13 protein-coding genes are annotated in these 14,240 nt (G+C 33.6%); 4 read left to right on the top strand and 9 right to left on the bottom strand.

Annotated elements, in window-relative coordinates:
* The 4 genes from AST99_RS15980 to AST99_RS15995 all read right to left on the bottom strand — a co-directional run bounded on the left by AST99_RS15980 (position 1) and on the right by AST99_RS15995 (position 4,651).
* Positions 1-1,005, bottom strand: a complete 1,005-nt coding sequence (locus tag AST99_RS15980; RefSeq protein WP_057783467.1) for a vWA domain-containing protein — start codon at positions 1,003-1,005, stop codon at positions 1-3.
* Positions 1,005-2,693, bottom strand: a complete 1,689-nt coding sequence (locus tag AST99_RS15985) for a hypothetical protein (RefSeq protein ID WP_057783469.1) — start codon at positions 2,691-2,693, stop codon at positions 1,005-1,007. The genes AST99_RS15980 and AST99_RS15985 overlap by 1 nt, the downstream gene beginning before the upstream one ends.
* Positions 2,694-2,708: 15 nt before the next feature.
* A complete protein-coding gene (locus AST99_RS15990; protein ID WP_057783471.1) occupies positions 2,709-3,572 on the bottom strand; it encodes a DUF58 domain-containing protein in 864 nt (287 codons plus the stop codon).
* 77 nt (positions 3,573-3,649) lie between these two features.
* On the bottom strand, positions 3,650-4,651 hold the full coding sequence (locus tag AST99_RS15995) for an AAA family ATPase (RefSeq protein ID WP_057783473.1): 1,002 nt from the start codon (positions 4,649-4,651) through the stop codon (positions 3,650-3,652).
* Between the two features lie 252 nt (positions 4,652-4,903).
* Here AST99_RS15995 and AST99_RS16000 point away from each other — a divergent pair, with 252 nt between their 5' ends.
* Both AST99_RS16000 and AST99_RS16005 read left to right on the top strand, forming a co-directional pair.
* Positions 4,904-5,656, top strand: coding sequence for an SDR family NAD(P)-dependent oxidoreductase (locus AST99_RS16000; protein ID WP_057783475.1), 753 nt, complete (start codon positions 4,904-4,906; stop codon positions 5,654-5,656).
* A 1-nt stretch (position 5,657) separates the two neighbouring features.
* Positions 5,658-6,791: an ATP-binding protein gene (locus tag AST99_RS16005; RefSeq protein WP_057783477.1), complete on the top strand. Its 1,134-nt coding sequence runs from the start codon at positions 5,658-5,660 to the stop codon at positions 6,789-6,791.
* 220 nt (positions 6,792-7,011) lie between these two features.
* Here AST99_RS16005 and AST99_RS16010 read toward each other — a convergent pair whose 3' ends face one another.
* The 5 genes from AST99_RS16010 to AST99_RS16030 all read right to left on the bottom strand — a co-directional run bounded on the left by AST99_RS16010 (position 7,012) and on the right by AST99_RS16030 (position 10,379).
* Entirely contained in the window at positions 7,012-7,524 is a 513-nt protein-coding gene (locus AST99_RS16010; protein ID WP_057783478.1) for a hypothetical protein, read from the bottom strand.
* Between the two features lie 33 nt (positions 7,525-7,557).
* Positions 7,558-8,475 (bottom strand): OmpA family protein, encoded by a 918-nt coding sequence (locus tag AST99_RS16015; RefSeq protein WP_057783481.1) that lies wholly within the window; start codon positions 8,473-8,475, stop codon positions 7,558-7,560.
* A 230-nt stretch (positions 8,476-8,705) separates the two neighbouring features.
* A complete protein-coding gene (locus AST99_RS16020) occupies positions 8,706-9,251 on the bottom strand; it encodes a YciI family protein (protein WP_057783483.1) in 546 nt (181 codons plus the stop codon).
* Positions 9,248-9,721 carry a CYTH domain-containing protein gene (locus AST99_RS16025; RefSeq protein ID WP_057783485.1) on the bottom strand — a complete coding sequence of 158 codons (474 nt, stop codon included), beginning with the start codon at positions 9,719-9,721 and terminating at the stop codon, positions 9,248-9,250. Before AST99_RS16025 ends, AST99_RS16020 begins: the two co-directional genes overlap by 4 nt.
* Positions 9,702-10,379, bottom strand: coding sequence for an NAD(P)H-binding protein (locus AST99_RS16030; RefSeq protein WP_057783487.1), 678 nt, complete (start codon positions 10,377-10,379; stop codon positions 9,702-9,704). Before AST99_RS16030 ends, AST99_RS16025 begins: the two co-directional genes overlap by 20 nt.
* A 92-nt stretch (positions 10,380-10,471) precedes the next feature.
* On the opposite strand from AST99_RS16030, the gene dinB reads away from it, so the two are divergent.
* Together dinB and AST99_RS16040 are read left to right on the top strand one after the other, a co-directional pair.
* Complete coding sequence (gene dinB, locus AST99_RS16035) at positions 10,472-11,572, top strand: DNA polymerase IV (protein ID WP_057783489.1); 1,101 nt, start codon at positions 10,472-10,474, stop codon at positions 11,570-11,572.
* Between the two features lie 228 nt (positions 11,573-11,800).
* Positions 11,801-14,227 carry a TonB-dependent receptor gene (locus AST99_RS16040; protein ID WP_057783491.1) on the top strand — a complete coding sequence of 809 codons (2,427 nt, stop codon included), beginning with the start codon at positions 11,801-11,803 and terminating at the stop codon, positions 14,225-14,227.
* Positions 14,228-14,240 lie beyond the last annotated feature (13 nt).

Consider the following 14,240-nt stretch of genomic DNA (forward strand, 5'->3'; position numbering starts at 1 on the left):
TTATATAAAACTTTTGAATATTGTAGATCTCAGTAAAATTTCAAGCAATAATAACATTCCCGCTAATAAAAGTAACGGACGGAATTTTTCTTGATAATTGTAATACTTAAACTCTTCAATATCTGTTTTTTCCAGTTTATTAATTTCTTCGTAAATCTCTTCTAACTTTTGGTTGTCTGTCGCTCTAAAGTATTTACCTCCTGTAACGTTAGCAATATCTTCTAAAAGCGCTTCGTCTATCTCGACTTGTACACGTCCGTATTGAAAACTTCCGTTAGGCAAAATACCAATAGGCGATAATGCCATTCCGTTAGATCCTAATCCGATAGTGTAGGTTTTAATACCAAACTCTACAGCCATTTCACTAGCAATTTTTGGATCTATAAAACCCGAATTGTTAACACCATCTGTAAGCAAAATAATCACTTTACTTTTGGCTTTACTATCTTTTAATCGATTTACAGAGGTTGCTAATCCCATCCCTATAGCTGTTCCGCCTTCAATAATATTATTGTATTTAATATCGTCTAAAGAACGAAGCACAATACCTTTATCACTTGTAATAGGTGTTCTGGTATAACTTTCTCCAGCATATTCTACTAACCCAATTCTGTCGCTAGGACGTTCTTTAATAAAGTCTGATGCGACATCTTTTAAGGCTTCTAACCGGTTTGGTTTTAAATCTTTCGCCAACATACTTGCCGAAACATCTATAGCCATTACAATATCTATACCTTTTGTAGTATTTGTTCTAGACGACACATCTACCGTTCTTGGTCTTGCCAAAGCAGTAATTAACAAGGCTAAGGCTAATAAACGTAGTGCAAATAAAAGATGTTTTAATTTTGGTAACCATGAATTAGTTACCTTAAACCCTTTAATACTCGACATTTTTAGCTCAGCATTCTGCTTGTTCTGCATAAAAACATACCATACTATTGCTAGTGGAAGCAATAATAGCAACCAGAATACCTCTTTGTTTAAAAATTCTATACCCTCAAACATTATTCTGCTTTATTTAGTTCTACGGAATTTACAATGCGTTCTGCCATTTGTTCGGCATAAACATCATCATTTTTCCAAGTAATTATAATTTCTTGTAACACATTTTGTGCGGTAAAATGAAGCATAATATAATGGCCAGACACATAATTATCTGAACCTTCTACAGGAATATGCCCATTACCAAAAGTTTTTAAACCTTCTGCACCATTAGGTGTAGAGAACTTCTCTTGTTTTACCGTTATGTCTGTTACTTTATTAAGTTCGAATTGTTTTATAGCGCGTTCTGACGCTTCAGTTAAATCGATAGCTTTATCTTGTTGTGGTTGTTGTCCACCTTGTTGCCCTTGCTGACTTTGATTTTGAGGCGCCGTTTTTAAGGTAGACACAGAAACACTAAAATCGTCTAACATGGTACCAAAACCAAACTTAGTAGATTGAATTTTGTCTTTCAACTCTTCTGGCACAGGTGTTTCTAAACGTTTTAACACTTCTGGTGTTGTAATTGTTATTGGCGGAAACCCGTAAGCACTCGTTACCCATTGCCCTTCTAACAATTGTTTTGTATTGTGACCTAAAAGTGTGTCCTTTGTATAATTAAAGCCATATTTCATGGAGAAACCAGTGAATATTAAAGCGATTATTCCAAAACCTGCCACAACAGAAATTAAAATTTTCTTACGTTTCTTTTTACGCGCTTGCTCTTCTTTATATTGCTGATTCAATAATTTTTCTTCTTCATCTGGCTCAGGAAGTACTTCTTTTACATGATCTATTTCTGATGAAATAGTCTGCTTATCCATTTCGGCTAAAGCGATATCTGGTGCAGACTTAGCGAATTTTACTAAATCGGCACGTTTTAAAATACTTTCAATATTTTTGATCGTTTCTTTACTAAAATCGATCTGATTTCCTTCTCTTAATAATTGCAATCGGCTTACTAACTCGTCTGTAGTACTTTCTAAAGCTCTATCGTAAACTTTTTCATCTAAATATTTACGAAGTACTAACGTTAATTCTGAGTAGTATTCTTTAATTTCTTCTTGCACCAAAAACTGACTATCGTCTAACTTCTTAAGCGCTAGTTTTGCACGCTCGTATGGAGGTAACAATGCAATTTCTTCTTCTTCTGTTAGTGGCTTTTTTCTCCAAATAAACCAATACAATAAGGCTCCTATAATTAGTAAACCTAAAAGAATATACAATGGTAATCTCCACCAATTATTGTTAATCTTATCGACTTCTATAAGCGGTTTAATATCGTAAAGCCCTTGCTTAGTCGAGTCTACGACAATATCTCTGATTTCAACTTGTAAAGAATCTGTTTGAAACGTTTTATCTCCAACAACAATTTTCTGTACAGGAATAGTGTAGTGTCCAGAATCGAATTGTGTTAAGCCATATTTCTTTATTAAATTATAAGTATTGTCTAACTTAGTAGTATCTACAGGATACGAATGTATCATTTCTAAAGGCGCAAATGTTTGCCCTTCGGGAAATACCACAAGGTTAATGGTATCTGTTTCAACTTCTATTTTATATGTAATTTGAGCACCAACTTTTACAGAAGTAGAATCTATTCCTGAGGTTATATTTTGCGCATATGAAAAACCTGAGAATAGACTGCATACAAAGAGTAAATACAGGCCTTTCTTAAAATGATTCAGTTTTGGGAATTTAAATATTTTCATAATTATTCAAGATTATCATCTGCGTTTAAAATAGCCTAGTAATTTTTTTACATAGCTCTCGTCTACACGACAATCTATAGTTCCTGCTCCAGATTTTGCGAAGCTGTCTTTATAATAGTTTACTTTGTCTTGATAATATTTACTGTAATTTGCTCTTACGGCTTTAGACGATGTATTAACCAACATTAATTCGCCTGTTTCTTCATCCTGCATGTGTACCATTCCTAAATTAGGGATGCTTTCCTCACTCTTATCATACACACGAATTCCAGTAACATCGTGACGTTTAGCAGCAATTTTTAATGTCTGCTTATAATCGTCTGAAATAAAATCGGATAACACAAAAACAATTGCACGCTTTTTCGTGACGCTAGATAAGAATTTAAAAGCTTCGGCTACATTTGTTTCCTTACTTTTTGGCTTAAACTCTATAAGTTCACGAATAATTCGCAAAACGTGTGAGCGGCTTTTCTTTGGAGGAATATACAACTCGATGGTATCGGAAAATAAAACTAACCCGATTTTATCGTTGTTTTGAGTCGCAGAGAACGCCAATGTTGCAGCGATTTCTGTAACCACCTCATTTTTAAATTGCTGCTCTGTTCCGAACCATTCTGAACCAGAAACGTCTACCATAAGCATCATGGTTAACTCACGCTCTTCTTCGAACACCTTAATATAAGGCTCGTTGTAACGTGCGGTAACATTCCAATCTATATTTCGGACATCGTCTCCAATTTGATACTGACGCACCTCACTAAATGTCATACCACGACCTTTGAAGGTAGAGTGATATTCTCCTCCAAAAATATGATTAGACAAACGGCGTGTCTTAATCTCAATTTTTCGTACTTTTTTTAGTAATTCTTTAGTGTCCATGCTTCAATTTACGATAGTGGATTTTTGATTTATGATAGGCACCATAAATCGTCTTTCATTAGTCTTAAATTAAAATTTTATGGCACTTCAATTTCATTAACAATCTTGCTAATAATATCTTCTGAGGTAATATCTTCTGCTTCAGCTTCGTAAGTAATTCCAATTCTATGGCGTAACACATCGTAAACTACGGCACGTACATCCTCTGGAATCACATAACCACGACGCTTAATAAAAGCATAACATTTTGCTGCTGTAGCTAAGTTAATACTACCACGAGGCGACGCTCCAAAAGAGATTAAAGGTTTTAAATCTGCTAATCTGTATTTTTCTGGGTAACGTGTTGCGAATATAATATCAAGAATATACTTCTCAATTTTCTCATCCATATATACTTCACGAACCGCTTCTTGTGCTTTTAAAATTTGGGCTACAGATACTACAGGGTTTACTTTTTCGTAAGTTCCTCTTAAGTTTGCACGAACAATAAGTTGTTCTTCATCTAACTTCGGGTAATCTATAACGGTTTTCAACATAAAACGGTCGACTTGCGCTTCTGGTAACGGGTATGTTCCTTCTTGCTCTACCGGGTTTTGTGTTGCCATTACTAAGAATGGTTTATCTAAAATAAATGTTTCGTCTCCAATAGTCACTTGCTTTTCCTGCATCGCTTCTAATAAAGCAGATTGAACTTTTGCAGGCGCTCTATTAATCTCATCTGCAAGCACAAAGTTTGCAAAAATAGGTCCCTTTTTAATAGAGAAATCATTCTCTTTAATATTGTATATTAAAGTTCCTACAACATCTGCAGGTAATAAATCTGGTGTAAATTGAATACGACTAAAACTACCATCTATAGCTTTAGACAAGGTGTTAATTGCAAGTGTTTTTGCTAGTCCAGGAACCCCTTCTAAAAGGATGTGGCCTTGACCTAATAATCCAATAAGTAAACGTTCAACCATGTGTTTTTGCCCAACGATTACTTTGTTCATTTCTAAGGTAAGTAAATCGACAAAAGCACTTTCTCTTTCTATCTTTTCGTTGATTGATTTAATATCAACTGTACTGGTATCCTCCATATTCTATTTTTTAAAAACTCGAATTTAGTAAGCAATTTTAATGTCTTGCAAATTGTTAAAATTTTCCGTGTTTAGCTGTTAATAATTGGTTAAAAATTAAACATTATGCCTTAATTAAGATTTTCGATGATAAAAATAGAATTTCCTAACAATAAAGTTTTAGAATTAGGCAATTAATAACGCACACACTAGTATTTTTTAAAGTCTATTAAGTATTTTTATAGAAGAATTTTATTAAAAACTAAATTTATTATGAACACTAAAATAGCACTAATTACAGGTGCCACAAGCGGTATTGGGAAATCGACTGCTTTTGAATTTGCCAAACACAACATAAAATTAATATTATGTGGCCGAAGACAAGAACGCCTAGACGACATACAAAAAGAACTAGAAAACCAAACCGAAGTATACACGCTTAGTTTTGATGTTAGAGACAAAAAAGCAACGCAAGACGCTATAAATTCGCTTCCAGACACATTTAGCAATATAGACATCTTAATAAATAATGCAGGAAACGCCCACGGACTAGACACTATTCAAGATGGAGACACCGATGATTGGGATGCTATGATGGATATAAACGTAAAAGGAGTACTATATGTTAGTAAAGCAATTATGCCAAAAATGGTGGCTCGCAAATCTGGACACATTATTAATATTGGCTCGTCTGCGGGGAAAGAAGTTTACCCTAAAGGAAATGTATATTGCGCCACTAAACATGCCGTTTTAGCTATTACCGAAGGCATGCGTATAGATCTGAATCCTTACGGTATAAAAGTTGGAGCTGTCAATCCTGGCCTTGTTGAAACAGAATTTTCTAAAGTACGCTTTAAAGGCGATCCAAAAGCAGACTCAGTTTATAAAGGCTTTGAAGCCTTACAACCTCAAGATATTGCCGAAATTATTTACTTTGTTGTAAGCAGACCTTATCATGTTAATATCGCAGATTTACTTGTATTTCCTACAGCACAAGCCAACTCAACCACAGTAAAGAAGAATTAATATGATTAATAAGCGACTTCTTATTAAAAATCTATTAGCGCATAATGACGAAAATAGTTTCTATGATAAGAAACGCAAAATTAATATAAGTGAAAAGGAAGGCAAGGCCAAGTTTTTAAAACACGTTTGCGCCTTATCTAACAGCAATCCTAAAAACAATTCCTACATTGTTATTGGGGTTGAAGATGACGACAATGAAATTATAGGTGTTGACTTTTTCGACGATAGTAAAATTCAGAATTTAATAAACGCCTATCTTACCAATCCACCAATCGTACAATACGAAAACATTCCGTTTCCGAATCTACCCAATCATAAAGTTGTGGGATTGGTAACCATACGCGCAAATAATAAGATAACGTCGTTAAGAAAAAACATTTGGAAATATTACGGCGGTGCTGTTTTTTTTAGAGACGGTAGCATAAGTATGCCGAAAGCTTTTGACATTACAATTGAAGATGTAAATTCTAAAATTGTAGAATCGATTGAAAATCATGCACAAAATAACATCGAGTACACTTTAAACGGTGTTTTCGACTTTTTAAATTCTAGAAAAGATTATCACCCAGAATATCGTGTGTTTAAGGAATATTTCGTGGTGTGCTGGGCAGGACAACGCAAAGTGGTAAAACACAATATGTATTATTCTAGAGTAGATATAGAATTAATAAATGAACAGGTCCGTTTGTTTTACTCCACTTTAGACGAGGTCTCCATAACCATTTCAGAAGATTCTTTTAATATTATAGAATATGTCCATTTAGGACTTCAAGATTCTTATAACTATTATCCTTTAGAAGAAACTGTTATTAGCTTTAAAGATAATGCAAGTTACCAGATAAACACAACCTTACTGTTTGAGCCTCCGCAATACGATAAAAAAATTCTGCATCATATTTACAACGCCAACAATGCCATATTAGACAAATTAAGAAAAGGATTATCGCTTAGTGCATCGCAACAAAAGGACATAAAAAACTTACCCGCGACATATTTAATATGCTATCTAAATAATTTCCCTGATGCTCTAAACAAACTGTACAGAGCAAAACTTCTCCTTAAAGCCTATAGTTTAGAAGTTTACCTTTTATATAAAGAGACCATGCGAATTCTGCGTAAGGTGAAATATAGCTAAATTATAATTATACACTAAATATTACCAATTACATACATTTTTATACCAACTATATAATTTGAGATAAACCAACCTGATTAGACAATATATTTGTAATGCTATTAATCAACACTATATAAAAACCTTATTACTCCCAATATAATTGGCATTGAAATAAGGTTTTTTTAAAAGACAAAAAACCGCTTAACCAACTAAGCGGTTTTTTAATTTTTGAATCTTATTATTTCCCTCCATCTAATTTATCCTGCCAATCCAGTAATTTTTTCCATTGGCCTTCATATGCCAATTTAGCTTGTTCTGGCCACGTGCCTGGGTTATGGATTTTATAAGCTTCTCCGCCACCTTTCAGTATAGTTTTACAATCTTCTACAGAGGTTTCAGATAAAGCTTTCCAAGTAGAAATACCAGCACTAAAAAACAGTTGTTCTATTTTTGGTCCGATACCTTCTACTATTTTTAAATCATTTTCCTTAACCAACTTCCCAAAAACGGTTTTAGCTTCCGATGCATTAAAAACAACAACTGGCGCAGACATTGAAGCTGCCATTCTGCGGTCTTGCATTTCTAAAGCTCCTAATTTAGAATGGCATGTTTGTAAATCGCCTTCTAATTTTGCGATTGTATTGGTATACACTTCGGTATCAACTTTCTTACAACTGGCTTTTCCTAAAAGGTAGCCAAACAATGCACAAAGCAGTCCTACTATTATCGGGATTAAAATACATATGCTCATAATTTATTTTTTTAAGTTTTAAACGAATTCTTTTTATTTAAATATCACTGTTATTCTTCTGTTATTAGCACGTCCTTCTTCGGTAGCATTATTAGCAATAGGTTCTGTTTGACCTTTAGAAACAGTTATAATTTTACCTTCAGGAATATGGTTTCTAATAAAATAAGATTTGGCAAAATCTGCTCGTTCTTGACCTAACACCAAGTTTGCTTCTGCATTACCCGTATTATCTGTATGTCCAACAATTGTGATGGAAGCTCCTTCTACTTTATCTAAATATCTCGAAATCTTAGCTACTTTTTCCCGCTGTTCGCCAGACAGATCAATAGTTGCCTTAGCGGTATCGAAATTCATAACTAAAGGATGTTCGGAAATTTCGGCATGTATTAATTCCAATGCTTCAAAATGCGATTTGTCATCTACTTCGCGAGTAGAGACCATATACTGTTCTGGTCCATACAACACACCTGCCTGATCGGGGACCATGTCATTATCTAAAGCTCCAAACGTGTCTATTTGCCGTGAAGAAATTCCTTTTGAAACAAAATAATTCTTTACTGCATTAGCTCTAGCCAAACCTAAATTTGGAAATGCAGAATTATTAATTTCATCGCTAGTATAAAGACCGGTAATGCCTATTATTTTAAGAGGATCGCCATCTAAATAAACCTTTAAACTATCTACACCATCTGTTACATCTTTAGAAATGGGTTTAAGGATAGTGATACCCGACACATTAAAATTAAGGTTATCGCTAGCATTGAGATCTAAACTTCCATTAAAGTCTTTTAATAAAAACGGATTTTTTGTAGTCTCCTTAGGTGCTACAACCACGGGTTTTGGAACAGCTTCCTCTGTGACGCAACATGTGTTACAGAGTTTACAATACAAAATTGTTCCAAGAATAATGGTTAACAAAACACCTAATAGGTAAACTGCTTTTTTGCTCATTGGTTTTGGTTTTAAATTAGTGACTATTAAGGTATTAAAAATTTGTAAGTTTTTTCAAAAAAAAAAAGTACCGCTTAAAAAACAAAAACACTAATTAATCAAATTACTGCATAAAAAAAGCGTTTTCAGTTCTTGAAAACGCTTTCTATACATATATTATATTCTTTAATTTTGGAAACCTGATTAAAAGAAAATATCACAAGACATGTTTCTATAAACATTTTAAAAGTTTAACGCAAACTAATCCCTTTTGCTGCCCACCAAGGATGAACTTCAATTTCTAATCGGCCAGCTTTAACCATCGGGTCTGCATTAGCCAAACTATCTGCCATTTTAAGAGTTGGCACATTATATATTGTAATCCCTCTCATGTTACTATCATCTCCAAAAGGACCTGAAATATCTGCATATCCCAACTTGTACATTTTAGTTAAGTGCGCTAAATGCTGATCTTGCAGCTCTTGTGCTTCTTCCTCGTTTTGCGTTCTAATCGTTCCATTTTTTAAAAACGCAATAAAATATTGTTGCATTAAAATGGTGTCTTTGGTTTCTTCATCTACATAATCGTAAGTCTGATATCCTTTTGCTGTCAACTCAGCTTTAATTTCTTTATAGCTTTTTACAGGCACAATTTTCTCTGTGTTTATAGAAATAGTATCTGTAGCAAGATCGATTTCTAAACTATCTTGTACAGCTGTAGATATTGGTGTTGCGTGTTCTGCCTTTTTACAATTAAAAAGCATTAAGACTACTATTATAAGTATTGAATGTTTCATATGTTCCAAGTTTTATAGGGTTGCTTACTAAGCTGCGAATTATAATATTTAACATCTCCGGTAACTTCTTCTCCCAGCCAAAGTGGTTTTGAAATGACCTCTGTAGGGTAACTTAATTCTACTTCTGCAATGACTAATCCTGCATTGGCTCCAAAAAACTCATCAACTTCAAAAATATGTTGATTCATTTTTATTTCATAACGTATTTTATCAATTACACCTTCTTCACACAACTTTAAAAGGGCCTGTGCATCTGTCTTTTCAATAGGCTTTTCCCATTCAAAACGTTCTAAACCGTTTTGGGTAGATTGTCCTTTTACTGTTAAAAAACCTTCATCTCCTTTTAACCGTACACGCACTGTTCGTTCTTTATCGGTATTTAAAAAGCCTTGCACAATTTTAGTGTGTTTAAAAGCCTCGGCTTTATACGCATTAGATTTTACTAAAAATTTACGCTCTATTTCTATCATATTCTTTTGCAATCTCTTTTATATTTTCAGACGGTATGCATTGCAACGCATAAGAATGATCTGCCAACCATAACATAGCTGATACTATTGTTTTAGATGGAATGGGTTTATATTTTTTAAATTTACCTATAAACAATGGCGACAATACATCCATTAACACTTTTCCTATGGCTTCTCCAAATCTAAACTCGTTTCTAGAACCAGTAATTAATGATGGCTGAAGCAAATATGTGTATTTAAGGTTTAAAGATAATACAACAGCTTCCATTTCGCCTTTAGTTCTGTTATAAAAAACCTTACTTTTTGAATTTGCTCCTAATGCAGAGATACATATAAAACGATTTATATTATTTTTTGCACATAAATTGGCGGCTGCCACAGGAATACCATAGTCTATTTTATGATATATTGTTTTATCCGGCGTTTTAGATTGGGTAGTACCAATACAACAAAACACAACATCTGCCCGAAACAATGATTTATATTGATCTAGTTCAAATACATCTATTAAATATTCTGTGATTTTGGAATCTACTATACCACAAGTAGACCTGCTAAACAGTACAATTCTACTGTAATCGCTATCATTTAAAAGTTTCTCCAATAAGTTTCTACCCGTTAAACCTGTTGCTCCTAATACAATAGCTGTTTTACCCATAAGTTTATATTTGCTTTAATAAAGTTATTATAAATTTGTCTAATAGTATACAAAACACAGCGCAATAAACCATAGTATTGCCATACAAATTTATGGAGTCAGATTTTCCTTTAAGAAAAATTATTCATGTTGATATGGATGCGTTTTACGCCTCTGTAGAACAGATGGATGCTCCTGAACTAAAAGGTAAAGCCATTGCTGTAGGCGGAAGTGAAAAACGAGGTGTTGTTAGCGCTGCCAGCTATGAGGCAAGAAAATTTGGAGTTAAAAGTGCCATGAGTGGCATTCAGGCCAAACGTAATTGCCCAGAATTAATTTTTGTAAAACCTCGGTTTGAGCGCTATCGAGAAATCTCCCAGCAGATTAGAAAAATATTTTTTGATTATACAGATCTTGTAGAACCCTTGTCTTTAGACGAAGCGTACTTAGATGTTACGGTTAACAAAAAAGGAAATCCTAGTGCATCGCTTATTGCTGAAGACATAAGAGCACGCATTTTAAAGGAAGTGGGTTTAACAGCTTCTGCAGGTATATCTATTAATAAATTTATTGCAAAAGTAGCTAGCGATTATAACAAACCTAACGGACAAAAAACAGTAAATCCAGAAGATGTATTAACATTTTTAGAAGAATTAGACATCCGGAAGTTTTATGGCGTTGGAAAAGTAACTGCCGAAAAAATGTATCAGTTAGGCATTTATACGGGTAAAGATTTAAAGTCTAAATCTATAGAATACCTAGAATCTCATTTCGGAAAATCAGGACAGTATTACTATCATGTGGTACGTGGCGTCCATAATAGTGAAGTCAAACCAAATCGGATAAGAAAATCCCTTGCGGCCGAACGTACGTTTAGTGAAAACTTGTCGAGTGAACTTTTTATGCTTGAAAAGCTTGAGCTTATTGCCAAAGAAGTCTCTAAACGATTAAAAAAAAGTAAAGTCGCAGGAAAAACCATTACGCTTAAAATTAAGTACAGCGATTTTACTTTACAGACACGCAGTAAAACACTACACTACTTTATTAGCGATGCCGATTTAATTATGGATACCGTAAAGACATTACTAATTCAGGAAGAATTAACTAATTCTGTACGTTTACTCGGTATATCTATCTCAAATCTAAATACCGAAAAACCTAACAAACCCTCAGACTCAAAACATGTGAGCGTACAGTTAAAGTTTAAATTCTAATCGGCAAACAGCGATTTACCTTCTAATACCACAATTCTTATTCAATTCTTTAAAGACAATTAACAATTCCTATTTATTTGTCTAAATAATTAGTAAATCATCAATTTAGAATGATTCTTATCATTTAAAATCTATCAAATTAGTGTAGTTATAAAAAATTCCTCAATTCTGTTATTTTTATTTGTACTTAGTCTAAATAAGCTTAGTTTTGTTAAAAATTTTAAGATAATGCTCTTAACAAAAAGCCATTTCACTGTATTCTTTTTTTTCCTGAGTTGTGTAGCTATAGCACAACAAGGAAACTTAAAAGGTAATGTTGTATTTGATACTAAAGAACCTGTACTTGGAGCTCATATTATTTTAACAGGTAATAACATTACTAAAGAAACAGCCACAGATTTTAATGGCGATTACAGTTTTAAGAATGTCCCTTTTGGATCGTATAACATTCAAATTCATTCTTTAAATGCCAATTCTAAAAACATAACTATAACTCATACTTCGGCTACCGTAAATCATAAAACGGTATTAAAGTTTGCAGAATATCAGGACTTAGAAGAAGTCTTGGTGAAATCGCAAACTACAAAGCAAAAAATAGAAGACAAAGGATTCTCTGTTAACGTCATAGAAACTGAAGAAGCTGGTATACGAAATATTCAAACCAATGAATTATTAAAAACTAGTGTTGGTGTAAATATCAGACAAAATGGGGGTTTAGGGTCTGATGTACAATACAGCTTAAACGGATTATCCGGAAGTGCTGTGCGTATTTTTATTGATGGTATTCCAATTTCAATTTACGGGTCTTCTTTTAGCTTAAATAGCATACCACCTGCTATGATTGAACGTATTGAGGTATATAAAGGTGTAGTGCCAGGTTATTTGGCAGACGATGCTTTAGGTGGTGCCATAAATATCATCCTGAAACAAGACGCAAAAAATAATTTAAACGCATCTATATCTTACGGTTCTTTTAACACCTTACAAACAAGCCTTAATGGGTTATATCGTTTTGATGAATCTGGATTTACAGTAAAAGCTTCAGGGTTTTATAACTATTCTGATAACGATTATAAAGTTTCCGGAAGAAGCGTAGTGGTAACTGGATTAGGTGGCGTACAAACTCCCATTACAGCAAGACGATTTAATGATGCCTATAAATCTTTAGGTGGTATGGTGCAAGTTGGTTTTACAGATGTAAAATGGGCCGATCAATTCTTTGTCGGATTAACCGGTTCTGATGATTATAAAGAAGTACAACATGGTGCTTTTATGACTATTACGCCTTATAAAGATCGTTTTTTAGAATCTGATGCCTTACTTGGAAGTTTAACTTACCAAAAGAAAAATCTTTTTATAGAAGGTTTAGATGTAAATGTTCATGGATTATATGGTACAAGAAATCGTGTTGTAAACGACACTGTGGCTTGGGCCTATAGCTGGGCAGGCATTAGAGCGATTGATTATAAAGGAGACGAATACCAATACACTTGGGGCTCACAACAAGAAGGCGGACCAACCTTAGCTACAATTAAAAGAAATGTAGCCTCTATTAGGTCGGGAGTATCTTATGAAATGAATAAACAACATAAAGTATTACTAAACCATGTGTATACAGGCATAGACAGAGAAGATAGTGATGTTTTATTATCGGTGTTAGAAAACACCTTTATTGGAACTAGAGATTTACATAAAAACATATATTCTTTAACCTACGAGTTTAGTGCTTTCGAAAACAAATTAAAAGCCAATGTGTTTGGTAAACACTATCAACAAAAAACTATAAATATAGATCCAGATATTGCTGAAGATGCTAATGGAGAGGATCAGATTGTAGATGAAATCACGGAAAGTGATAATAAAGATAATGGCTATGGTTTTGCCGTGTCTTACGACATTCTATCAAACTTATCCTTATTAACCTCTGCAGAAAAAGCGGTACGTTTACCTGATGAAACTGAAGTATTTGGAAACGATGGAGACAATGTGGTTGCCAACCCAAGTATTAGACCAGAAACGAGTAAAAACTACAATTTAGGTTTTAGATTTGGAACCTTTAAAATTCAACATCATCATTTTTCGATATCTACAAACCTATTTGTTAGAGATATCACAGATCGTATTGGTTTACCTATAGAAACCTCTTTAAATATAGACGACGAAACTATAGTGTACGTCAATCAAGGGAATGCAAAATCTAAAGGTTTTGATGCGCAATTAAATTATACGTATAATAATAATTTTGGTTTCAACTTTAATGTTTCCCGTTTCGATTTAACAACAGAGACCGCACTTGGTACAGAAATAGACATCCCAAATACACCATTTTTTACCATGAACGGGAGTTTACGTTATTCCTTTAAAGATCTTATCCATAAGGATTCTCAGTTAAATCTTTTCTATACCATGTACTTTACAGACGAATTTTCGTACTTAACAGCACAAGGTTCTAACACCGTTGGTGACGAATTTTTTTTAGTACCTCAACAATTATCTCAAGATTTTGGTGCGAGTTACTCTTTTCCTAACAACAACCTTGTTGTGAGTTTTGACATCAAAAACATTTTTGATGAAGCGGTATACGATAATCTATCTGTCCAAAAACCAGGAAGAGCTTTTTATCTCAAATTAAATTACACGATCAACAAATTTTAATATAACAACAAAC

This window comes from Formosa algae (genome assembly GCF_001439665.1).
GTDB classification, from domain to species: Bacteria; Bacteroidota; Bacteroidia; order Flavobacteriales; family Flavobacteriaceae; genus Formosa; species Formosa algae.

Coding starts and splice junctions, on each gene's coding strand:
- AST99_RS16000 (WP_057783475.1), top strand. CDS start 4,904: ATGAACACTAAAATAGCACTAATTACAGGTGCCACAAGCGGTATTGGG.
- AST99_RS15995 (WP_057783473.1), bottom strand. CDS start 4,651: ATGGAGGATACCAGTACAGTTGATATTAAATCAATCAACGAAAAGATA.
- AST99_RS16015 (WP_057783481.1), bottom strand. CDS start 8,475: ATGAGCAAAAAAGCAGTTTACCTATTAGGTGTTTTGTTAACCATTATT.
- AST99_RS16030 (WP_057783487.1), bottom strand. CDS start 10,379: ATGGGTAAAACAGCTATTGTATTAGGAGCAACAGGTTTAACGGGTAGA.
- dinB (WP_057783489.1), top strand. CDS start 10,472: ATGGAGTCAGATTTTCCTTTAAGAAAAATTATTCATGTTGATATGGAT.
- AST99_RS16010 (WP_057783478.1), bottom strand. CDS start 7,524: ATGAGCATATGTATTTTAATCCCGATAATAGTAGGACTGCTTTGTGCA.
- AST99_RS16005 (WP_057783477.1), top strand. CDS start 5,658: ATGATTAATAAGCGACTTCTTATTAAAAATCTATTAGCGCATAATGAC.
- AST99_RS15990 (WP_057783471.1), bottom strand. CDS start 3,572: ATGGACACTAAAGAATTACTAAAAAAAGTACGAAAAATTGAGATTAAG.
- AST99_RS15985 (WP_057783469.1), bottom strand. CDS start 2,693: ATGAAAATATTTAAATTCCCAAAACTGAATCATTTTAAGAAAGGCCTG.
- AST99_RS16020 (WP_057783483.1), bottom strand. CDS start 9,251: ATGAAACATTCAATACTTATAATAGTAGTCTTAATGCTTTTTAATTGT.
- AST99_RS16040 (WP_057783491.1), top strand. CDS start 11,801: ATGCTCTTAACAAAAAGCCATTTCACTGTATTCTTTTTTTTCCTGAGT.
- AST99_RS15980 (WP_057783467.1), bottom strand. CDS start 1,005: ATGTTTGAGGGTATAGAATTTTTAAACAAAGAGGTATTCTGGTTGCTA.
- AST99_RS16025 (WP_057783485.1), bottom strand. CDS start 9,721: ATGATAGAAATAGAGCGTAAATTTTTAGTAAAATCTAATGCGTATAAA.